General features: G+C 73.9%; 16 protein-coding genes. 3 read left to right on the top strand and 13 right to left on the bottom strand.

Annotated elements, in window-relative coordinates; genetic code table 11:
* Positions 1 to 59: 59 nt before the first annotated feature.
* The 4 genes from QNO07_RS17420 to eccB all read right to left on the bottom strand — a co-directional run bounded on the left by QNO07_RS17420 (position 60) and on the right by eccB (position 4174).
* Entirely contained in the window at positions 60 to 515 is a 456-nt protein-coding gene (locus QNO07_RS17420; protein WP_283992992.1) for a DUF2563 family protein, read from the bottom strand.
* A 380-nt stretch (positions 516 to 895) separates the two neighbouring features.
* Positions 896 to 1129: a DUF397 domain-containing protein gene (locus QNO07_RS17415; RefSeq protein ID WP_283992990.1), complete on the bottom strand. Its 234-nt coding sequence runs from the start codon at positions 1127 to 1129 to the stop codon at positions 896 to 898.
* A gap of 211 nt (positions 1130 to 1340) precedes the next feature.
* A complete protein-coding gene (gene mycP, locus QNO07_RS17410) occupies positions 1341 to 2600 on the bottom strand; it encodes a type VII secretion-associated serine protease mycosin (protein WP_283992988.1) in 1260 nt (419 codons plus the stop codon).
* Entirely contained in the window at positions 2600 to 4174 is a 1575-nt protein-coding gene (eccB, locus tag QNO07_RS17405) for a type VII secretion protein EccB (RefSeq protein WP_283992987.1), read from the bottom strand. Before eccB ends, mycP begins: the two co-directional genes overlap by 1 nt.
* A gap of 188 nt (positions 4175 to 4362) precedes the next feature.
* On the opposite strand from eccB, the gene eccE reads away from it, so the two are divergent.
* Both eccE and QNO07_RS17395 read left to right on the top strand, forming a co-directional pair.
* Positions 4363 to 5685 carry a type VII secretion protein EccE gene (gene eccE, locus QNO07_RS17400; RefSeq protein WP_283992985.1) on the top strand — a complete coding sequence of 441 codons (1323 nt, stop codon included), beginning with the start codon at positions 4363 to 4365 and terminating at the stop codon, positions 5683 to 5685.
* Positions 5685 to 6368, top strand: a complete 684-nt coding sequence (locus QNO07_RS17395) for a hypothetical protein (RefSeq protein WP_283992984.1) — start codon at positions 5685 to 5687, stop codon at positions 6366 to 6368. The genes eccE and QNO07_RS17395 overlap by 1 nt, the downstream gene beginning before the upstream one ends.
* A 17-nt stretch (positions 6369 to 6385) precedes the next feature.
* Here the strand turns inward: QNO07_RS17395 and QNO07_RS17390 are convergent, their stop codons facing one another.
* Entirely contained in the window at positions 6386 to 7081 is a 696-nt protein-coding gene (locus tag QNO07_RS17390) for a hypothetical protein (protein ID WP_283992983.1), read from the bottom strand.
* 227 nt (positions 7082 to 7308) lie between these two features.
* On the opposite strand from QNO07_RS17390, the gene QNO07_RS17385 reads away from it, so the two are divergent.
* Positions 7309 to 10380, top strand: a complete 3072-nt coding sequence (locus tag QNO07_RS17385; RefSeq protein WP_283992982.1) for an SCO5717 family growth-regulating ATPase — start codon at positions 7309 to 7311, stop codon at positions 10378 to 10380.
* A 113-nt stretch (positions 10381 to 10493) separates the two neighbouring features.
* On the opposite strand, the gene QNO07_RS17380 is transcribed toward QNO07_RS17385, so the two are convergent.
* From QNO07_RS17380 to nusA, 8 genes are all read right to left on the bottom strand, one after another.
* A complete protein-coding gene (locus tag QNO07_RS17380; protein ID WP_283992981.1) occupies positions 10494 to 11459 on the bottom strand; it encodes a bifunctional riboflavin kinase/FAD synthetase in 966 nt (321 codons plus the stop codon).
* A 114-nt stretch (positions 11460 to 11573) separates the two neighbouring features.
* Positions 11574 to 15020 carry a serine protease gene (locus QNO07_RS17375; protein WP_283992980.1) on the bottom strand — a complete coding sequence of 1149 codons (3447 nt, stop codon included), beginning with the start codon at positions 15018 to 15020 and terminating at the stop codon, positions 11574 to 11576.
* 299 nt (positions 15021 to 15319) lie between these two features.
* Entirely contained in the window at positions 15320 to 16189 is an 870-nt protein-coding gene (gene truB / locus QNO07_RS17370) for a tRNA pseudouridine(55) synthase TruB (RefSeq protein WP_283993004.1), read from the bottom strand.
* A gap of 291 nt (positions 16190 to 16480) precedes the next feature.
* Positions 16481 to 17011: a 30S ribosome-binding factor RbfA gene (rbfA, locus tag QNO07_RS17365; protein WP_283992979.1), complete on the bottom strand. Its 531-nt coding sequence runs from the start codon at positions 17009 to 17011 to the stop codon at positions 16481 to 16483.
* Between the two features lie 33 nt (positions 17012 to 17044).
* Positions 17045 to 17341 (bottom strand): DUF503 domain-containing protein, encoded by a 297-nt coding sequence (locus QNO07_RS17360; protein ID WP_283992977.1) that lies wholly within the window; start codon positions 17339 to 17341, stop codon positions 17045 to 17047.
* 189 nt (positions 17342 to 17530) lie between these two features.
* Positions 17531 to 20563, bottom strand: a complete 3033-nt coding sequence (gene infB, locus QNO07_RS17355) for a translation initiation factor IF-2 (RefSeq protein ID WP_283992975.1) — start codon at positions 20561 to 20563, stop codon at positions 17531 to 17533.
* 153 nt (positions 20564 to 20716) lie between these two features.
* The gene (locus QNO07_RS17350; RefSeq protein WP_283992974.1) at positions 20717 to 21004 is read right to left on the bottom strand and encodes a YlxR family protein; all 288 of its coding nucleotides are present in this window, start codon (positions 21002 to 21004) and stop codon (positions 20717 to 20719) included.
* A gap of 131 nt (positions 21005 to 21135) precedes the next feature.
* Complete coding sequence (gene nusA, locus QNO07_RS17345) at positions 21136 to 22137, bottom strand: transcription termination factor NusA (RefSeq protein WP_283992972.1); 1002 nt, start codon at positions 22135 to 22137, stop codon at positions 21136 to 21138.
* Position 22138 lies beyond the last annotated feature (1 nt).

Raw genomic sequence — 22138 nt, 5'->3', positions numbered from 1 at the left:
TGCGGCTCCGACGGCCGCACCCCACCCTGCCCATCACCCACAGAAACCCACTCCCCCACTCACAGCACGGAGCGCGTGCCGCCACCAGGCCGTTCGCCACCGGTGGCACCCTGCTCCGGCTGGCTGCTCGTACGCTCGGCGTTGTGCGCCGTGCGCTCCTGGATCTCCCAGAAGCGTCGCTTCTCCGATTCCTCAAGGTTGTCGAAGCCGACATCCACTCCCCGGGCGGCGATACCGAGCGCCTCGATCTGGTCGCTGAACGTCTTCGACAGCTTGGTGAGATGGCTGTGCACCTGCTCGTACTGCAGGTACAGCGCGTCGGCTTCGACGAAGCCGGATCCGTAGGACGCCTTCGCGACCCGCTGGTCACTGATCTTCTTTCGCGAGGCCGGAGACGCTTCCAGCCGCTGGAGGATTCCGTCCACCCGTGACTTGAACGTCTTCAGCGCATCCGCTTCGAGCCTGATGCTGGCCCCCGACGGCGAGCCGTCCCCCGCGTTCGCACCTTCCGCCACAAGCTCCCCCAACCCCGTGCTTCCCCGTACAGCGTGACGTGCCCTGACACTGTAGCCATCGAGCAACACAGTTCCAACTGCAAGGCGTCTGAGAGCGCGGCCAGTTGGTGAGGCATCCGCCACATGCCGAACGACCCTGTCCCCCAGGCGGGGAGGCCAGGCCGTGCCGTGTCCCCGAAGAGTGCATATAAGCGGCGAAATGGAGGTGTGTTGCGTCAATCACCAGCCCGGATGAGCTGGTTGACGCCCACCCGACCACGACTTCACGGCGCCGGTGCCGCAGCCGCCGGTGAAGACCCGGACCGGGCCAGGGCCCGGCGCCTCGCCGGGCGAGCAGGTCTTTGCAGCAGGAACTCCGCTGCCCCGCACACCCTCTTCCTTCAGCTCTGGATGTCGAACTCCCCATCGCGAGCGCCGAGGACAAACGCGCGCCACTCGGCCTGGGTGTAGCGCAGGACGGTGTCCGGGTCGGCGGAGTTGCGCATCGCGACGCCGCCACCGGGCAGGTGCGCGATCTCCACACGCTCCTCGGCGGGGCTGTCCGGGGCGCTCTGCCACTCGACGTCGGAGATGTCGAGTGCGTAGAGCTCTTCCTTCTCACGTTCGGTCGCCATCTCGGCCGAATCCTTTCGGTCATTGTGCTTCACGGCAGGGTCCCTTTCCGGGCAGGTCAGGGCCCCGTCCTGAGGTCGATTCACCCTACTGCCGCCTCTGGGGGCGTGTCGGCGCTACCGGGGAAAGCCGGTGGCCGTGCACACCCCGCGGACGGCACGGCATCCCGCGAGCAGGGTGCGCGGCTCTGCAGCGGAATCCGCCCCGCAAGGATCACTCCCGAGGGTGACGGCGTCGCCAGTCGCGCTGCACGAGGGCCGCGCCGGCGAGTACGGCCACCAGCACCACCCCGGTGAGCAGCGTGTACGTGCCCAGCCGCTCGTTGCGTTCGGCGTAGGACTCACCGAGGTGCAAGGGGGCCGGTTCGGGTGCCTCCGCCTTGCGTACGCCGTCCCGGGAGGCGGGACGGGAGGGGAGCTTGTCGTCCTCCGTCAGAGCCCGGACCGGGTCGATGACCCCCCAGCCCACATGCCGGTCCCGGCCACTGACGGCCCGCTCGGCGGTGTTCTGGAGCTGGGCGACCACCTGCTCCTGACTCCACTTGGGGTGCTTGGCCCGCACCAGTGCGGCCACGCCCGCGACGAAGGGGGCTGCGAAGCTGGTGCCGTTGTCGGCGCACTGGCCACCGCCCGGCACGGTGGAGACGATGTCGACGCCCGGAGCGGCGATGCCGACGAATTCGCCGGACTGGCTGAACGCCGCGCGTTCGTTGTTGCGGTCCGAGGCGGCCACGGCGAGCACGCCGTCGTACGAGGCCGGGTAGGTGTCGCGGGACTTGCCGTCGGCGCCGTCGTTACCGACGGAGGCGACCACCACCACGTCCGCCTCCAGTGCGCGCTGCACCGCCGCGTGGAGCTGTGAGCCGGGGCCCAGAGAACCGGTGGTGTCCTGGGAGATGTTGATGACGCGGGCCCCCTTGGCCACCGCGTGGTCGATGGCCTTGATCAGGCCGGTGACCTTGCCGTTGCCCTCGCCGTCGTTCTGCCGGATGGGGATGATCGTGGCTTCGGGCGCGATGCCGACGAAACCGGTGCGGTGGTTTGGGCGGGCGGCGATGATGCCGGCGACCTTGGTGCCGTGGCCGACGGGGTCGGCGGTCGGACCGGTGGGGGCGTCCGGGTTCTCCTTGCTGGCGCCCAGCACGTCCGCGCCCGCGGACACGTCGACGGCCGACTTGAGCTGCGGGTTCTTCACGTCGACGCCACTGTCGATGACGGCGACCTTCACGCCCGCTCCCTTGGTGTCCTCCCAGAGCCGGTCGAGTTGCACGCGCTGCAGCGACCAGGGCCGTCCGGCGATGGACTTCGCCGGGTAGGTGCACTCGCCGACCGCAGCGAGGCGCGTGCCCGACGGCGCGTGGGCGGTGGTGGGCGCCGCCGCGGGGGCTGGGGTGGGCGCGGCGCCGAGCAGGAGCAGCACGCCGAAAGCGGTCAGTGTGGTCAGGGCGGCGGCTCGCCGTGCGCGGGCCCGCATCAGGAGCCCTGCGGCTGCTTGGCGCTGACCGTGTCCAACCGGGGGCCCTTGGGCAGGAACTGCGCCCAGTTGGCCGGTACCGGTACAGGTTTCACGTCGGCGTAACCGAGCCTGATCTGAGCCTTGTTGACCTCGTTGGCCTTGCCAGCGGCGTCAGAGCCCTCCCCGCTGCCTCCGGCACCCGGTTCGGCCGTCGGGTCGGTGCCGCTGTCGGTGTTCGCCTGGACGGCGTAGCGCAGGCCGGTGTCGGTGACGAGGAAGAGGCCGCCGGTCTTGGTGTCGCTGCCCTGGATCTGCCGGAACAGCAGCCCGGAGCCGGGCGTGACGTAGGCGCTGATGGCGCCGTCGGGCGCGTCCACCGGGTAGTCGGCACCGGCCCAGGTGGACAGCGTGCTCTCGCCCTTGGTGCCGCTCACCGAACGCAGCACGCTGCACACGGTGTTGCGGGACGGGCTGTTGGCCTGCCTGGGACGCTGCTCGGGCCACCGGTACGCGGCGGTCGGGCCCTCACTTGCGTCCACCGGGTCGACTTCCGCGTTGCCGACACTGAGTGCCTTGCTCTTCTGTCCGAGTTCGAGGGTGGCGGGACTGTCGAGCACAAGCCGGGCGGTGAAGTCGCTGATCGGGATGACCTTGCCCGCTTCGACGAGGTACCGCTGCGTTCCGGACGCGGTGGGTGCCTCGATCACCATGCCGATCCTGTCGGCGCGTCCACCCAGTCGCGGCAGTCCGGCCGGCTCTCCCACCTCGCCACGGATGCGCGGGAAGACGATCGGGGTACCTGTCTTCAGGCTCGACAGCCATTCGTCGGTGACGCGGTGCGGCTCGCCGTTGACCAGCGAGCGAAGCATGAGACGGCGCTCCTCGGGGTCCTGATCGCGCCAGTTCCTGCCGCCGACGAGGTATTTGGTGCCGCGGGCGTCGACGATCCAGCGGGCCTTGTCGCGGCCCTGGACGTGCAGCAGCTCACCGCCGCGCAGGCGGTTGCGGTCGTCGGTGAGGGGCGCGTCGCGGTCCGCCAGCACGAACGTGGCGCGCTGCGTGGTGCGCTGCGTGGTGCGCTGCGTGGTGCGCCCGGTGCCGCCGGGCTGCTCGCAGACCGCCCACCGCTTCGCGGCGCCGGCTTCCGCCGCCGCGGGGAGGCGGTCGGGCGCGTAGGGGATGCCGATGGTCGGCCCATGGGGGATCCGCCCGTTGTCGAGCTCCTTCTCGGCGACCTTGACGACGGCGTAGTTGTCCGGGTCGAGCAGCAGCCGCGCGGACGCGAGGTTGAGCACGGGGTGCAGTTGCGTCTTGCGGCTGGTCTCCAGCACGACGTACCGGGTGGTGGAGTCGGAGGCGACGATCACCTTCTGGCCGGGCTCGTCCCAGCCTTTGGGCGCCTGCGGTTTGAACATGCCCCAGGCGCCGAACCCGGCGAGCACAAGACCGCCGATGACCAGGCCGGGCAGGAAGCCGCGCAAGGGGCGGGGCGCGCCCTCCTCGGTACCTGTGGGAGAGGGCTGGAGGAACGACGCCACGGTGCGTTTCTTCGCGAAGGTGTACGCGTTGAGCTCGTCGCGCCTCGATGCCATGTGTAACCGCCCTCCCCGTGGGCCGACTCCCCTGACCGGCCCCGACAGGGTATGCGGTGGGAACACGGGGTCGCGGCCCGGGTCCGGTGTGCCCGCACAGCGGCGGTCGGAGCAGCTCCGGTAGGGTGAGCGGCCGTCGGTCGCCGGTTACGGAAGGCGAATTCGGACACCAGGGGGCTTGGACGCGCATGGGGACCGCTACCAGCACACGCCGCAGGCCGGGCAACGCCTCGGCCCGTTCCGGCCGGGCGGGCGGTGCCGACGCATCGAGCCGGACAGCGGCCGCGGGCCCCGCGGTGCTGCGCCGGGAGGGCGGCTCGGGGCGCATCGGCCCGGTACGCGTCCAGCAACTTGTGCTCGTCCAGGTGGCGTTGGCCGTACTGCTGGTGGCGTGGGTGCTGCATCCGCTGGCGTTGGCGCCGGCGGGCGCGGTGGCGCTCCCGCTGGTGCTGCTGGCGGTCGGCAGGCGTCGCGGGCGCGCGCTTCCGGACTGGCTGCGCAGCGTGTTCGCGCTGCGCCGCAGGTTGAAGCAGGCCGGTCCGGTGCCGACGTCCCAGGTGGACGCGGGTCTGGCGCCGGCGGTCGAGTGCGCTCCGGCGTTGCGCAGCGACACCTTCGTGGACCGCCGGCGCCGTTCGGTGGGCACCGTCGGGGACGGTACCTTCCTCACGGCGGTGCTGCGGGTCGAGCCGGGTGCCTCCGCGCTGCGGCCGGAGCGCGGGTGGCGGCCGCTGCCGCTGCGCCTGCTGCACGACGCTCTGGATGTCGACGGCATCCGGCTGGAGTCGGTGCAGGTCGTCCAGCACACCCAGCCCGCCCCGGCGCCCACGCTGCCCGACCGCTCGGTGGCCGCGATGAGTTACCGGCCGCTGCAGGCCAACTCGGGCACGCCCGCGATCCGTATGACCTGGGTGGCCGTCAAGCTGGACCCCGAGCTGTGCCGGGAGGCGGTGGAGGCGCGCGGCGGCGGCGTCGAGGGTGTGCGGCGTTGCCTGGTGCGGGTGGCCGACCAACTGGTCAGCCGGCTCACGGGGGCGGGTTTCCGTGCCGCGGTGCTGACCGAGGAGGAACTGGTGGCGGCGCTCGCCACGTCGGCCGTGGCCGACCCGCTCGTGACGGCGCAGGTGAGCCAGCCCGACTCGCCTCCCGTGCAGCGCACGGAGGAGTCGGCGCGGGCCTGGCGGTGCGACGACCGCTGGCACACCGCGTACGGCATCGGACGTTGGCCCGAACTGGGCACGGGCGGCGTTCCGCTGCCGCAGCTCGCCGCGCTGCTCAGCTCGCTGCCGGCGTTGGCGACGACGCTCAGCCTCACGTTGACGGGCGCCGACCGGCAGGCGGCGGGGGTCGCCGGCCATCTGCGGGTGACCGGCCGCAGTGCGGACGACCTCACGCAGCTGCGCCGGGAGTTGGAGCGCATGGCCCGCGGCGTGAAGGTCGGCCTGGTCCGGCTGGACCGCGAGCAGGTGCCCGGCGTGCTGGCGACGATGCCGCTGGGAGGCGTGCGCTGATGATGCGGGGACCCGGTACGGCACGGCACCTGGTGCCGGTCGCGGAACTGGACGCGCTGGCACTGCCGTTGGGCGACGACGGAGTGATCGCCGGAGTGGACGCGCAGGGGCGGACGGCGGTGCTGGGCTTCCATCACCCCCGCCCCTTCGACGTCGTGCTGGTAGGCGGGCTGTGGACGGCCCAGGTGCTGGCACTGCGGTTGGCCGCCACCGGTGCCCGGATCGCGGTGGAGACCGGCCGACCGCAGGTGTGGACGAACCTGGTCCAGGCAGTGGGCGGCGACGCGGGAGCGATGTCGGTGCACGAGGTGGGCCGGGTGCCCGCGATGGGCCCGACGGTCGGCTCACCGGTGGTGGTGCTGCGCGACTGCGGCATGAAGCCGCCTCGCGGACGGGTCAGTTCGGCGCCGTGGCAGTCGGTGCTGACCCTGCTGCCCTACCTGAGCCCGGTGGCACCGCGCCTGCTGCGGTCGGCCGCGCTGGCGGGCGTGCAACGGGTCTCTCCGCAGGAGGCCGAGCAGGTGGGGCGTCTGCTGGCGCTGCCGACGCGAGAGGTGGAGGCGCTGCCGTCGCTGGGCGACGGTGTGACGCTGTGGTGCGCCCGCCGCGACCGGCAGTTCGCCATGATCCAGCCGACCGACGCCGAGTCGGGCCTGCTGGGCGTCGCGCGGCGCCTGGACTGACGCCGCGCGACGTGTGGTCAGCCGGCGACGGCCCGCTGGAAGTCGGCCATCGGCATGGTCTGCTCGGCCGTCGGCAGGGTGATCCTGTTGGTCGCGCCGAACGAGCCGTAGACGGTGGTGCTGCGCCGGCCGTCGCGCTCGGACTCCATCTTCAGCAGCAGCGGCTTGCCTGTTGCCGCCACGTGGTAGACGTCCTTGGTCCGTCCGTCCTCCGCGGTCAGCGCCTGCGTCTTGCGGCCGTCGACCTCGCCGTCCTGCTCGGGGTCGCGCTCCGCAGTGGCCGGGATGGCGAAGAACGCGTCGCAGCCCTGGCCGGTGTCGGTCGTCACGTAGACCCCGGCCAGCCGGGTGGGCACCTCGATGTCCTGGCCGGACTGCTTCAGTGAGGCCTCCATCAGGCTCGCGCTCAGGTAGTTCTGGCCGTCCTTGCAGTAGATCTTCCCGTCGACCTCACCTCTGACGACCGTGCTCAGCCCCTGCTCGGGATCCCACACCACCTCCTGGGTGCTGTTGTCGGACACCGTCGTGGAGCCGGAAGCGCGGAAGGAGGTTTCCTTCATCGCCTCGTTCGCCTTGTCGACGAGCGCGGCGGACTCCTCGTCGGGGGCGCCCGTGGCGGACGGGGAGGGGGAGTTGCCGCCGCAGGCGGTGAGGACGGCGACGAGGGCGGCGGCAGAGGCAGTGAGGCGCACGGCTCGGGCGATGGGAACCACGGTGGTGTACTCCGTCGGAGGGTGGAAACAGGCGGATTGGCTTGGTGCCGCACTCACTATGCCCGTTGCCGGAAGGGGGTGATCACCACTGCGCCGGGGCGGAGCCCGGGCTGCCGCAGCGGGGTGTGCGGCGTCTAGGCTGGGGGTGCGTGCGGTGTGCGTGCCGCGAAGGGGGAGCCCCGCTGCGGGGATACCGGGGTGAGGGACCAGATCAGCAGGAGGTCTTTGTGAACAGCGACCGGGACGAGATCCGCGGCGACGGGATCACCCCCGGCCAGGAGCCCGAGTCCGATCTGGAGAACACGGGCGAGTTCACCATCGACTACACGCCCCCTGCGTGGTACACGCAGAACAGCGGCGGTTCCGAGCCCTCGTTCGGCGCGATGCCGCCCCCGCCTGCCGGATACGCCCCGATGGGCGCACCCGCCCCCACCCCTTCCCCTGTTCCGGCGCCGCCTGCCGAGGTGTCGCCGTCCGCTGCCGACAGCGCGTCGTCCGCGGGCTCAGGGCCCGCCTCCTCCCCGCCCGCGGATTCGGCTCCGGCCGGTTCGGCTCCCGCGAGTCCGACTCCCGCGGACGGGGAGGACGCTCATGCCCAGCCCTTGAAGGCTGCCGGCGGCGGAAGCCAGGAGGAGGTCCGCGCGGGGCACGACGCAGTCCCCGAAGCCGCACCGGCCGCGTCCCGGCCGACCGCACCGGAACTCTCCGCCGCGCCACCGCTTCCGGCCGGGACCGGCCCCAACGACCGGTCGGACGGGCGCGGTTCCGGCCCGGGTGCGTCCGCCCCGGCCCTCCCTGACAATGCCCCGGCCCTCCCTGACAACGCCCCAACTCTCCCCGTCGACGCCCCGGCCGTACCGGGCGACGCACCCGAGGTTCCGGCTGCTGCCGCCAGCGGGGCGTCCAATGTGCCGGACGACTCCGCAGCAGTGAACACAACGGCGGAGCACGGCAGTTCGGACGAGCTGCCGGACGGGTCGTCGCCCACGGCGGGGATCGCCGGGCCCTCCGGGGCCGAGGACGATGTCCAGCCCGCAGCGGCCGGCACCGACAACCCCGCCGCAGCCGCCGCCACCCCCGCAACCGAAGCCGACGCCGACGCCGAGGAAAGTCACAACGGCGACCTGGTGACCGGCGCCACGGTCCGGTTCTCCTCGGCGCAGTTGCGCCGTGAGGTGGCAGCGCGGAAGGACCCACCCGGCACGCCCACGCACGACACGGACGCCCCGGTCGCGCCGCCCGCCTCGCCCGGCACCGCCCCGGCGGCTCACGGGGTCCCCGGGGCGCCTGCTGAGGGTGAGGACACAGGTTCCGCCGCGGACACCCATGGCTCGCCTGCCGCGGACGAGGGCTGGGCGGGAGGCGGCGCGCCCGCTCTGCCGCCGCTCCCCCCGCAGTACCAGCCCGCCACGCCGCCGCCGGGCACCCCCTGGCCTGCCCAGCAGGAGGCAGCGGGCGGTCCCACGGGCTCGCCGCAGGCCCAGCAGCCGGGCCCGCCGCAGGGCGCCTACTCCTACCCGCAGCCGCCACGGCCCGACGGGCCGGGCCCCGCCCCGTCCGACGGCTACGGTTTCCCGCCGCCTGCCGCACCCACCGGCCAGGCACCCCAGGCACCCCCGCCGCCGTCCACGCCCGGAACCGCACCTGCCGACGCGGCCGGTGGAGCCGGTTACGGCTTCCCGCAGCCCCGGCCGGAGGCGCCCCAGCCCCCGCCCGGCTACGGCTACCCGCAAGCCGCACCCGGCCCTGCGCACCCGGGCCAGGCGGCCCATCCGGCGCCGCAGCAGGTGCCGCCGCACCACGCTCCCCCGCAGCCGCCCGGGCAGCACGGCCCGCAGGGGCCCGGTGGGCCCGCCGCACCCCCCGTCGCCCCCGGCGGTTACGGCTTCCCGCAGCAGCACGGCGCGCCGACCGACGCACGACCGCTGCCCGGCACCCAGCTCGAACCGGTGCAGCCGCAGCACCTGGACCCGCAGGGCGCCCCCCAGGCACCCGCACAGTCCCCGCAGCACCCGCAGCCCGGCCCCGCACACCACGGGCCGCCGCCGCAGCCGTACCACCCGCAGCAGCCGGAAGCCCAGGGGCAGTTGCCGCCGCAGGCACCGCCGTCCGATCCCCGGGCGGGCACCGGCTGGCCGGACCCCCGGCAGCCCTACGCGCAGCCCGGCTCGCTGGGCTACACCGCGTCCGTCGAGCTGTCCTCCGACCGGCTGCTGAACCAGAAGCGCAAACCACGGCCGCAGAGCACCAACCGGGGCGGTTCGCGCTTCCGGATCGGTGCGAAGAAGGAGGAGGCCGAGCGGCAGCGCAAGCTCGACCTGATCCGTACGCCGGTGCTGTCCTGCTACCGCATCGCCGTGATCAGTCTCAAGGGCGGTGTCGGCAAGACGACCACCACCACGGCGCTCGGTGCGACACTGTCGGCCGAGCGGCAGGACAAGGTCATCGCGATCGACGCCAACCCGGACGCGGGCACGCTGGGCCGCCGGGTGCGCCGCGAGACGGGGGCGACCATCCGCGACCTGGTGACGGCCATTCCGCACCTGCACAGCTACATGGACATCCGCCGCTTCACCTCGCAGGCCCCCTCCGGCCTGGAGATCCTGGCGAACGACGTGGACCCGGCCGTCTCGACGACGTTCAACGACGAGGACTACCGGCGCGTGATCGACGTGCTCGGCAAGCAGTACCCCATCATCCTCACCGACTCCGGCACCGGTCTGCTCTACTCGGCGATGCGCGGCGTGCTCGACCTGGCCGACCAGCTGATCGTCGTCTCCACACCCTCGGTGGACGGCGCCAGCAGTGCCAGCACGACGCTGGACTGGCTGGCCGCGCACGGGTACGGCGAGCTGGTGCAGCGCAGCGTCACGGTCATCTCCGGGGTGCGCGAGACCGGCAAGATGATCAAGGTGGATGACATCGTCGGCCACTTCAAGACCCGTTGCCGGGACGTGGTGGTGGTGCCCTTCGACGAGCACCTGTCGGCCGGCGCCGAGCTGGACCTCGACCTGATGCGGCCCAGGACCCGGGAGGCGTACTTCAACCTCTCGGCGCTCATCGCCGAGGACATCGCCCGCCACCAGCAGGCCGCCGGGCTGTGGACGCAGAGCGGCGGCAACAACCCGCCGCCGCAGATTGCGCCGCCGCTGCCCGGCCAGGGCACCGGCGGCTACCCGCCGCCGCAGGGCCACTGGGGCGCGCCGCCCCCGCAGCAGTACCCGCCGCACCAGGGCGGCCGGCCCGACCAGCCACCGCAGGGCTGGCCGCAGCAGCCGCCCGGCCCGCCGCCGCGGTGAGGGCCGTACACGCGGCCGAGTAGGGGTCTCAACGCAGGGGCCCGTGCCGATCAGACCGATCGGCACGGGCCCCTGCGCGTTTCCCGGTCCAGCGTCGGCGCCGGGTGAGGTCGTCAGTCGCCGGGCGGGGTCATGCCCAGCAGTTCCCGGCAGCGCCGCACGTCACCGGCCATGCGGTCCAGGAAGGCGTCCAGCGTCGCGAAGCGCTCCTGGCCGCGCAGGTAGGCGAGGAAGTCCACCGACACGTGCAGGCCGTACAGGTCGAGGCCGACCCGGTCGATGGCGTACGCCTCAACAGTGCGTTCCACGCCGTCGAACTGCGGGTTGGTGCCGACGGAGATCGCTGCGGGCATCGGCCCCTCGGGGCTGTCCGGCACGGTCAGCCAGCCCGCGTACACGCCGTCGGCCGGGGTCGCGGTGTGCGGCAGCGTCTCGACGTTGGCGGTGGGATAGCCGAGCTCCCGGCCGCGCTGCGCGCCGCGCACCACCACGCCCTCCACCCGGTGCGGACGGCCGAGCACCTCGGCGGCCCCCGCCACGTCGCCGTCGGCGACCAGGCGGCGGATCAGAGTGGAGGAGAACGGCTGTCCGCCGCCCGCCTCACCGCGTTCGAACAGGTCGATGACCAGCACGTCGAAGTCGTAGCTGCGCCCCAGTTCGGCAAGGGCCTCGACGTCACCGGCGGCCTTGTGCCCGAAACGGAAGTTGGGCCCCTCCACCACGGTGCGCGCATGCAGCTTGTCCACCAGGACCTTCACCACGAAGTCGGCCGGCGACAGCTGGGAGAACTCCTTGGTGAACGGCAGGACGAGCACGGCGTCCACGCCCAGCTCGGCCATCAGCGACGCCCGGCGGTGGTGCGGTGCGAGCAGCGGGGGGTGGCTGCCGGGCCGGACCACCTCGCTCGGGTGCGGGTCGAAGGTCACCACCACGGCCGGCACACCCAGTTCACGGGCGTGCGCCACCGCCCGCCCGATGATCAACTGATGTCCGCGGTGGACCCCGTCGTACGAGCCGATGGTGACGACGCTGCGACCCCAGTCCTCGGGGATGTCCGACAAGCCACGCCAGCGCTGCACTGTGCCCGCTCCTCGCTGCATGCGAATGGATTCCTGCCGGTCCAAGGGTGCCATGCGCAGCGTTGCCGGACCGCGCCGGGCGGTGTTTGCGGCGGTGCGCGTGGCGGGGGGAGGTCAGCCGCCGTCGGCCGGCGCCGCGCAGACCCGGCGTGCACCGGGTCCGGCCATGGCGTCCCACCCGTCCTGCGGCCCGGTCACCCGCCGGAGCGGGCGGGCCGCGAAGCCGGTTGCGTCGCGGGCGAGTTGCCCCATGGTCCGGTCGAAGCGGGCGGCGCCCTCCGGGGTGCGGCACATCAGCAGGCCGATCCGGCGGGCCCGTTCGGGGAGGTGCGGCGCGGCGGAGAGCACCGCGTCGAGCACCACCGGGTCCCGTTCGGTGCGCAGCAGGACCTCCAGCAGTTCCGCGGCGTGCGGGCGGCGGTCGGCCTCGGCGCCGAGGGTGCGGGCGACGGCCGTGCGCAGCTCGGGTGAGGGCACGGCGAGCAGGTGCGGCAGCAGCAGGTGCAGCGTGTCGCGGGCCGCCGGTCCGTCCCTGAGCAGGCGGGTGAGCACGGCCACGACGGGTTCGGCTGCGGTCGGCGGGGCGAGTACGGCCGCCTCGGCGACAAGCCGGGCGGCGGCGCGCCGCGCGGGTGCCGGGACGGTGTCCGCGGCGAGGGCGGTCAGCAGCGACCGCACCCCCTCTCCGTGCCGCTCCGCGGCGGCGGGGCGTGACCGGGCGTCGGGCGGTTCCGGTCCGTCGGGCGGTTCCGGTCCGTCGGGCGGTTCCGGTCCGTCGAGCTGTGCGACGCTGTCGGGCCGCTCCCGGGCGTCGCGTGGCTCCGGGACACGCGTGGCGGTGTGCAGGCGGTGCCGCAGCGCGGGGGTGACCAGGTCGGGGTGGGTGGCCAGGGCGCTCACCAGGGCCCGGGTCAGCGCCGGGTCGCGAGCGCCCGCGGTGTACCGGGCGAGGGCGGCCGGGAGGTGGCGGTCGCGGCCGGCGGGGTCGGCAACGAGGAGAGCGAGAGCGGCGGTGGGCACCGCGGTGCCGCCGCGGTGCGTCAGGGCGGCCTCGGCGGCGGCGCGCAGGTCCGACCGGTCGGCGCCGGGGCGGTCGGCGAGTACGGGCAGCATCCGGTCGGCGGTGGCGCGCAGGCGCGGGCGGAGGTCGTCCGCCCAGCGGCGCACCGCGTGGCCGACGGCGGCCGGCTCGTCGTGGGCCAGTTCGGCGAGCAGTTCCTCGGCGCGGGGGTGGCCGTGCTCGGCGAGCAGAGTGAGCAGGCCGTCGAGGCATGTGCCGCGGTGGGTGTGCAGCAGGGCCTGCGCGGCGGTGGCCACGGTCGCGCCGGGGGCGCGCAGCGGCCGGTTGTCGTCGAACCAGCGGCAGACGGCCGGGCGGGCGGCAGCCGGATCGGCGGCGAGCACCGCGGCGGCGGCGTCGAGGAAGCGTTCGGCGCGGGCGGGCGGTTCCGGGTCGAGCGGCAGCAGTTGGCGCAGCATCTCGCACAGCTGCGGGGTGTCCAGGGGCAGCGACGTCCAGAACGACGGTCCGAAGCCCGGCTCGGGGCCGTGCCGCACCAGGCGGGCCGCGAGCGTGCGCAGCACCGGCATGTAGGGGCCTGCGTCGGGCAGCCGCAGCAGGGTCTCGCCGAGCAGGTGCGCGGCCCACCAGGACGCCTCCGCGTCGCGGTCGGCGGGCAGCGCGAGGGGGCGGAGGCGCCGGGTGAGCGGCCCCGGTCCGGCGTTGCGGTCGAGAAGCAGCAGCGCCTCCACCACCGGGCCGATGCGGTGGTGCGGGACGGGCAGCGGGTCGTCGGGCACACGGTCGTGCACGAGGGTGTGCAGCGCCGCGTCGGTGTCGAGGTGGTGACCCTGCAGCCAGTCGCCGAACTCCTCGTCCGCGAACCGGTATCCGGCGCCGGCCGCGGTGAGCACGCCCTCGGCGAGCACCGCGTCGGCCCAACCGTCGGCGGGAGGGAAGGCGGCGCTGAACGCGTCCCGGGTGATCTCTCCTCTGCCGGGCCCCAGTGCTTCGCGGGCCACCCGGTGCAGCCGGGCGGTGGCGTCCGCGGTGAGCCTGCGGTGGGCCCGGCGCGGGGGCGGCACAGCGGTGGTGTCCGGCTGCTGCGGCTGGGCCCGGCGGGCGTGGAGGCGGTCGGCGATGCCGCGGGCGGACCGGTCGAGCCAGCCGGCGAGGATCTGGTGGCGGTCGACTCCGTCCCGCGGTGGGGTGCCGGGTCGGTCGGCGTCGCCGGTTGCGGGGGCGCCGGACAGCAGGGCCTGCATACGGCGGGTGAGGGCGTGGCCCTGCGGCAGGTCGGTGACCAGGACGCTGCCGGGGAGCGCGGCGCCCGGCACCGCCACGGGCCGGTGCAGCAGGTCGACGGGGAGGTGGGCGGCGGCCTGCTCCCAGAACTCGGGTCGGCAGGCCGTGGCGAGCCGGGCGCCGGAGGTGCTGAGCCAGCCTGCGGTCGCGGTGATCCAGCGCCGCAGCTCCCGGCCGAGACCGGGCGGGAGCTCCTCCGGGGCGTCGAGCAGGACGAGCAGCGGGCGTCCCGCGTCCCGGGCGAGGCGGGCCGCGACGTCCGGGAGGGTGCCGCGCGGGGCGGGCAGCGCGCCGGGCAGGCCGCGCGCCGCACCGTCGAGGGCCCGGCCGACGGCGTCGCGCAGCCCGGTGTCCCCGGGCCGCAGGTCCGCACCGCGCAGCCAGACCGTGGGCCGGGCGGGGTCCGCCGTCGCGCGGCGGTGCGCGCAGGCGGCGAGTTCGGTGGTCCGGCCGCTGCCCGGGTCGCCGACGAGGGCGAGCAGGGCGGCGCCGCCCGTGGTGAAGGCGGCCAGCTCGGCGGTGACCGCGGGGCGTTCCACCCGCTCGTGCTCGGGGGTGCGCGGCGTCGGTACCGTCCGGTGCGCCAGGGTGAGCACCCCGGCGAGGTTGAGGTCGGCGCCGAAGCCCGGGGCGGTGCTCCCGTTGCGGGCGAGCGCGTCGCGCAGCGGGGCGGGGTGCAGCGGGTCGCGGACGGGGACGGCCAGTCCGGTGGCGCGGCCGGGGCCGAGCAGGGCGGTGCCGAGCAGGGCGAGCACGGCTCCGGTGTCGGCGTCGTAGACGGGTGAGCCGGTGGCGGTCCGGCTCAGGCGCAGCGAGACGGCGGTGGCCTCCGGCAGTGCGAGGCTCAGGGTGCCTTCCAGCGGGTGGTAGCCGTCGGTGGAGGTGTACGTCGCGGCGGTGGTGCCGGTGAGGCGGCTCTCGATCCAGCCGTCGGCCCAGAAGCGCACCCGGGTCCCGGCCGGGCGCTCGGTGCCGATGACGGGGGGCGGCCCGGCGAGACCGCGGGCGCGGACCACGGCGAGGTTGTACTCGGGATAGGGGTTGAGGTCGGAGGCCTCGGCCAGGTGGCTGCGGCCGTCGGCCCCCTGGAGCAGCACCCGCCGCAGCCCGTCGACGGCCTCGTGGGTGGTGAGGACCGTGCCGTCGGCATCGGCGAGGAACCCGGCGCCCCTGGGGCGCCCGGCCAGGTCGCAGATGCGCACCGGCACGCCGTCCGCGGGCCGCGCGGACGGCGCGGGTGCCGGTGTCGCCGACATCGCTGAAACTCACCGCCCCGTCTTGTCTTCCTCGACGGTAGGGGCAGGCTGTCGGCGGGGCCAGGAATTGCCTGGAAAGCGCCCCCGACACGCCCGCCGTTCGCTTCGAGCGCCCGTCCGTTCGAGTGAACGCGCAGGTCGACAGCACCGCGGGGCGGAAGGGACACCGGCGACCGGACGGTACCGGCGGCGGGTCGGGGCAGGTCGAGGCGGACCGGGTGTCGGGGCGGGCGCTGGCCCGGCCCGACACCCGGTCCGCTCAGGTCCGGCGCAGTCCGGCCAGATCCGGCGCGGTCAGGTCAGGCGAACACGGCGAGGCTCTTGGCCCGCCCCTTGTGCTGCTCGACGAGCGCCAGCAGGCGGTCCTCCGGCCCGAAGGCGGCGACCGGTCCCGGCGGCAGTTCCGGCATGTCGAGCTGCACGCCGTTGGTGAGGAGCTGCGCCTGCCGCTCCCCCACGTCCCAACGGGGGAACGCCTTCGCCGCTGCCTCGTTCAGCGGCATCGGCGACAGTTCCTCCTGGAGCTGTTCCAGGGTGCGGGCGGTGCCGACGCCGTACGGGCCGACCCGTGTGCGCCGCAGCGCCGTCAGGTGGCCGCCGACGCCGAGCGCCGCCCCGATGTCGCGGGCGATGGCCCGTACGTACGTGCCGGACGAGCAGACCAGGGAGACCAGCAGGTCCAGCACGGGCGTGCCGTCGTCGGCGGTCTGCTCGCGCACGTCGTGCACCAGGAAGGCGGAGACCGTCACCGGGCGGGCCGGCAGTTCGAACTCCTCGCCCTCGCGCACACGGGTGTAGGACCGCTTTCCGTCCACCTTGATGGCGCTGACCTTCGAAGGGACCTGGAGGATGGCGCCCGTCTGGGCGGCGACCGCGGCGTCGACGGCCTTCCGGTCGATGCCGGTGGCCGGGACGGACGCGGTGGTCTCGCCCTCCGCGTCGTCGGTGACGGTGGTCTGCCCGAGGCGGATGGTGGCGACGTACTCCTTCTCGGTCAGGGCGAGGTGTCCGAGCAGCTTGGTGCCCCGGCCGAGGCCGAGCACCAGCACCCCGGTGGCCATCGGGTCCAGCGTCCCGGCGTGCCCGACGCGACGGGTGCGGGCGATGCCGCGCATCTTGGCGACCACGTCGTGGGAGGTGAAGCCGGCCGGCTTGTCCACCACCAGCAGGCCGTCCGGCCCGCTGTCGCCCGTCGACCGCCCCTTGCCGCGGGGCGGACGGCCGCCGCCCGTCCGGGGCCGTCCGGCCGCGCGGGACGCGGCAGCCGGACGGGACGGCGCCGGCTCACCGCTGTCGGCAGGCTCACCGCCGCCCGACGGCTCGGAACCAGCCGACGGCTCGACGGCGCCCGACAGCTCGGCGGACGGGGCCGGCGGCGTGGCCGGGGCGTCGTCCGGCCCGGGGCCGGACGACGCGGGGCCGGCGGCGGGTCCAGCGGCGTGCTGCTGCTGTGCCACGGCTCAGACGTCCCCGTCGCGCTGCGGACCGCCTGCGGCGCCGCCGCCGGCGGTGCCCGTCGAGTCGGTGCCCGTCGAGTCGCCCGGCTCCGACTCCTCGTCGGCGTCCGCCTCCTCGTCGGGCTTGCGGTACGGGTCGGCCTCCCCCGCGTAGGTCGCACCGGAGGACGCCTGGCGGACCTGGTCGTCCGCGGCCTTCGCCTTCGCCAGCAGATCGGTGATGGTGCGGGCGTTCTCCGGCAGGGCGTCGGGGACGAACTCCAGCGACGGGGTGAACCGCACGCCGGTCTGGCGGCCCACCTCCGAACGCAGCACGCCCTTGGCGGACTCCAGGGCCGCGGCGGAGGCGGTGCGCTCCTCCTCGTCGCCGTAGACCGTGTAGAAGACGGTCGCCTCCCGCAGGTCTCCGGTGACCCGGGTGTCGGTGATCGTCACATAGCCGAGCCGCGGGTCCTTGATGCGTCGCTGGAGGGTCTCCGCGACGACGACCCGGATGCGGTCAGCCAGCTTGCGTGCCCGCGCGGTGTCGGTCATGCGCTCACTCTCTCTGTTCGTTCGGTGGTCGTGCTACTCGTCGTCATCGCCGTGGAACCGTCTGCGGACGGCCAGCAGTTCCACCTCCGGGCGGGAGGCGACCAGCCGCTCGCAGTGGTCGAGCACGTCGGCGAGGTGTGCGGCGTCCCCCGACACCGCGGCCAGGCCGATACGGGCCCGGCGGTGGAGGTCCTGGTCCCCGACCTCCGCCGCGCTCACCGCGTACCTGCGTTGCAGCTCGGCGATGATCGGGCGGACGGCGGAGCGCTTCTGCTTCAGCGAGCGGACGTCGCCGAGCAGCAGGTCGAAGGACAGTGTCCCTGTGTACATGCGGTTGCGGGTCAGTGCCGACCCGTGAGGCCTCGTCCGTACGTGGATACCTTCAAACGGTACACGCAACGGCCGTGGTGATCGACGCCGTTTCCCGCTCCCCGGCGGGGCCGGGGAAAGCGGCCCGGGCCGGCGGGCGGGGCGTCTCCGCCCCGCCCGCCGGCCCGGTGTGTCACCGCTGTGCGTGGATCAGCCGCGCGGCTTCTCCCGCATCTCGTAGGTGGCGATGACGTCGTCGATCTTGATGTCGTTGAAGCTGCCGAGGTTGATACCGCCCTCGAAGCCTTCCCGGATCTCGGTGACGTCGTCCTTGAAGCGCCGCAGGCCCACGATGTTGAGGCTCTCCGCGACGACCTTGCCGTCGCGGATGAGACGGGCCTTGGTGTTGCGCTTGACCTCGCCGGAGCGGATGAGCACACCCGCGATGTTGCCGAGCTTGGAGGAGCGGAAGATCTCGCGGATCTCCGCCGTGCCGAGCTCGACCTCTTCGTACTCCGGCTTCAGCATGCCCTTCAGGGCCGCCTCGATCTCCTCGATCGCCTGGTAGATGACCGAGTAGTAGCGCACGTCCACGCCTTCGCGCTCGGCCATCTGCGTCGCGCGCCCCTCGGCGCGGACGTTGAAGCCGATGACGATGGCGTCGGAGCCGGACGCGAGGTTGATGTCCGACTCGGTGACCGCACCCACACCGCGGTGCAGCACCCGGATGTCGACCTCTTCGCCGACGTCGAGCTGGAGCAGCGAGGACTCGAGAGCCTCCACCGAACCGGACGCGTCGCCCTTGATGATGAGGTTGAGCTGCTCGACCTGGCCGGCCTTGAGCACCTTGTCCAGGTCCTCCAGCGACACCCGGCGGGTGCGCTTGGCGAACGCGGCGTTGCGCTCACGGGCGGCGCGCTTCTCGGCGATCTGACGGGCCGTACGGTCCTCGTCCACCACCAGGAAGTTGTCACCCGCACCGGGGACGTTGGTCATACCAAGGACCAGCACCGGGGTCGAGGGACCGGCCTCGGTGATGTTGGCGCCCTTGTCGTCGAGCATGGCCCGGACGCGGCCGTAGGCGTCGCCGACGACCATCGTGTCGCCGACCCGCAGCGTTCCGCGCTGGACCAGCACCGTGGCCACCGCACCGCGACCGCGGTCCAGGTGGGCCTCGATGGCGATGCCCTGGGCGTCCTGCTCCGGGTTGGCGCGCAGGTCGAGCGAGGCGTCCGCGGTGAGGACCACGGCCTCCAGCAGGCTGTCGATGTGCAGGTCCTGCTTGGCGGAGATGTCGACGAACATGGTGTCGCCGCCGTACTCCTCGGCCACGAGCCCGAACTCGGTGAGCTGACCGCGCACCTTCGTCGGGTCGGCACCCTCGACGTCGATCTTGTTGACCGCGACCACGATCGGCACGCCGGCCGCCTTGGCGTGGTTCAGCGCCTCGACGGTCTGCGGCATGACACCGTCGTTGGCCGCCACCACGAGGATCGCGATGTCGGTCGACTTGGCACCGCGGGCACGCATGGCGGTGAACGCCTCGTGACCGGGGGTGTCGATGAAGGTGATCTTGCGCTCTTCGCCGTTGACCTCGGTACGGGCCTGGTAGGCACCGATGTGCTGGGTGATGCCGCCGGCTTCGCCCTCGATGACGTTGGTCTTGCGGATCGCGTCCAGCAGGCGGGTCTTGCCGTGGTCGACGTGACCCATGACGGTGACCACCGGCGGACGGACGACGAGTGCTTCCTCGCCACCCTCGTCCTCGCCGAACTCGATGTCGAAGGAACCGAGAAGCTCGCGGTCCTCCTCCTCCGGGCTGACGATCTGGACGACGTAGTTCATCTCCTCGCCGAGGAGGTGCAGCGTCTCGTCCGGCACCGACTGCGTGGCGGTGACCATCTCGCCCAGGTTGAACATGACCTGGACCAGCGACGCCGGGTTGGCGTTGATCTTCTCCGCGAAGTCGGTGAGCGACGCACCGCGCGACAGCCGGACGGTCTCGCCCTTGCCGCGCGGCAGCATCACGCCGCCGACCGACGGGGCCTGCATGGCCTCGTACTCCTGGCGCCGCTGCCGCTTCGACTTGCGGCCACGACGCGCCGGACCGCCGGGGCGGCCGAAGGCGCCCTGCGTGCCACCGCGTCCGGGACCACCGGGACGACCGGCGAAACCGGGACGACCGCCACCGGGACCACCGGGACGGCCGGCGAAACCGCCGCCACCGCCGCCGGGACCGGCCGGACGGCCGGCGAAACCGCCGCCGCCACCGGGACGACCCGCGCCGCCGCCGCCACCGGGACGACCGCCGGGGCCGCCGCCGGGACGACCCGCGCCGCCGCCGGGACCGCCGCGGCCGGGGCCGGGACGGGGACCGGCAGCAGGACGCTGCGGCATCATGCCCGGGTTGGGGCGGTTGCCACCGCCACCGCCTCCGGGACGGGGACCACCGGCTCCGGCGCCACCGCCCTGCGGGCGGGGCATGCTGCCGGGAGTGGCGCGGTTGCCGCCCGGGGCCTGCGGGCGGGGACCGCCCTGGCTCGGACCGCTGGGACCGCCGGGGCGGGCGCCGCCGGGCTTGGGCGCGCCGCCGGGCCGGGGGGCCTGGGGGCGGGCCATGCCGGTGGAACCACCGGAGGTGAACGGGTTGTTGCCGGGGCGCGGGCCGGACGGGCGAGCGCCGCCGGGCTTGGGGCCACCGGGCTTCTGACCGCTGGGCCGCGGCGCTCCGGGCTTCGCCGCGGCGGGGCGCGGAGCTGCCGGAGGCTGGGCGGCCGGGGGGGTCGGGGCCGAGGGCGGAGCGGTGAACTCCGGCTTGGCCGGGCCGGGACGCGCGCCGGGGCGGGGCGCCGCGGCGGGCGCCGGGCCACCCGGCTTGGGGGCACTGCTCTTCGGGGCTTCCGGCTCTGCGGCGGCCGGGCGGGGCCCGCCCGGCTTCGGCGCTGCGGAGCCGGGACGCGGGGCGCCCGGACGGGGCGCGGTCGCCTCAGGGGCGGCCGGACGCGGTGCACCCGGCTTGGGGGCGCTCCCCGGCTTGGGCGCCGCCGGCCTGGCGGCGGACTTCTTGGCGCCACCGGCGCCACTGCCGGCGCCGAACGCGTCGGTCAGCTTGCGGACAACAGGCGCCTCGATCGTCGAGGACGCCGAACGGACGAATTCACCCAGATCTTGGAGCTTGGCCATGACGACCTTGCTTTCCACTCCAAGCTCTTTGGCGAGCTCGTATACCCGGACCTTAGCCACTTCGCTCCTCTATGGTCCGGGGTCGTGTCCGCCGGACCTTCGCTACTTGTGCATGGGCGTACTCATCGCGTACTCATCGAGTGCTCATCGCAATCTCGACCTACTTCCGACTCGCGAGGTACCTCTCCGGCACGGGGTTCCGTGCGGAGCGTCTTACGGTTGTGCCTGTTCCACGCACCGGCGGACTTCCGCGGTGTCGAGCGGACCTCGGGTCCCCTTGTGCCGGAAGGCCCTCGGGAACGCCCGGCGGCGGACCGCCAGGTCGAGACAGGCTGGATCAGGGTGCACGTAAGCACCCCGGCCGGGCAGCGTACCGCGAAGATCGGGGATACAGCGACCGTCGATCAGCACCACACGCAGTAGCTCGGCCTTGGCCGCATGCTTCCGACAGCCCACGCAAGTGCGCTCGGGGCATCCCGGGGTGTGCGTCCGGCCAGACACGTTAAGTCTACCTCCCCGTGCGACCGGCTCCCCAGCCGGGGCGAGGAGGCGCGGTCACGGATGCGGCCGGCGGTTGGCGCCGGCCGCGTTCGTCACTGGTTGTCGTAGGCCTTCACAGGCTCGTCCGGCCGTCAGGACGGCTGGGAGGCCGACTCCTCGTCGGGCCTGATGTCGATACGCCATCCGGTGAGCCGGGCGGCGAGTCGCGCGTTCTGGCCCTCCTTGCCGATGGCCAGCGACAGCTGGTAGTCGGGAACGGTGACCCGCGCGGACCGCGCGGCCAGGTCGACGATCTCCACCTTGTTCACCCGAGCGGGCGACAGCGCGTTGCCCACGAGGTCGGCGGGGTCGTCCGACCAGTCGACGATGTCGATCTTCTCGCCCTGCAGCTCCGCCATCACGTTGCGGACCCGGCCGCCCATCGGGCCGATGCAGGCGCCCTTGGCGTTGAGTCCGGAGCGGGTGGACCGCACGGCGATCTTGGTGCGGTGGCCTGCCTCCCGGGCGATCGCGGCGATCTCGACGGAACCGTCGGCGATCTCCGGCACCTCCAGGGCGAACAGCTTGCGCACCAGGTTGGGGTGGGTGCGCGAGAGCGTCACCGACGGGCCGCGCACGCCCTTGGCGACGCGGACCACGTAGCTGCGCAGCCGGGTGCCGTGGCTGTAGTCCTCGCCCGGGACCTGCTCCTGCGGCGGCAGGATGGCCTCCAGCCGGCCGATGTCGACCAGCACGCTCTTGGGATCGCGGCCCTGCTGGACGACGCCGGTGACGATGTCGCCCTCCCGGCCCGCGTACTCGCCGAGGGTGATCTCCTCCTCGGCGTCCCGCAGGCGCTGCAGGATGACCTGCTTGGCCGTGGAGGCGGCGATCCGGCCGAAGCCCGAGGGGGTGTCGTCGAACTCGCGGGGCTCCTGGCCCTCCTCGACGTCGCCGGACGGGCCGGTGTCCTCCTTGGCCCACACCGTGACGTGACCGGTCTCGCGGTCCAGCTCCACGCGGGCGCGGCGGCGGCTTCCCTCGGTGCGGTGGTACGCGATGAGGAGAGCCGATTCGATCGCTTCCACGAGCAGTCCGAAGGAGATCTCCTTCTCCCGGACCAGTCCCCGCAGGGCACTCATGTCGATGTCCACG

Origin of the sequence: Streptomyces sp. 549 (genome assembly GCF_030124175.1) — a bacterium.
Lineage (GTDB): Bacteria > Actinomycetota > Actinomycetes > Streptomycetales > Streptomycetaceae > Streptomyces.
Note: the sequence above shows the minus strand (reverse complement) of the source record. Positions and strands in the feature narration are given on the sequence as shown.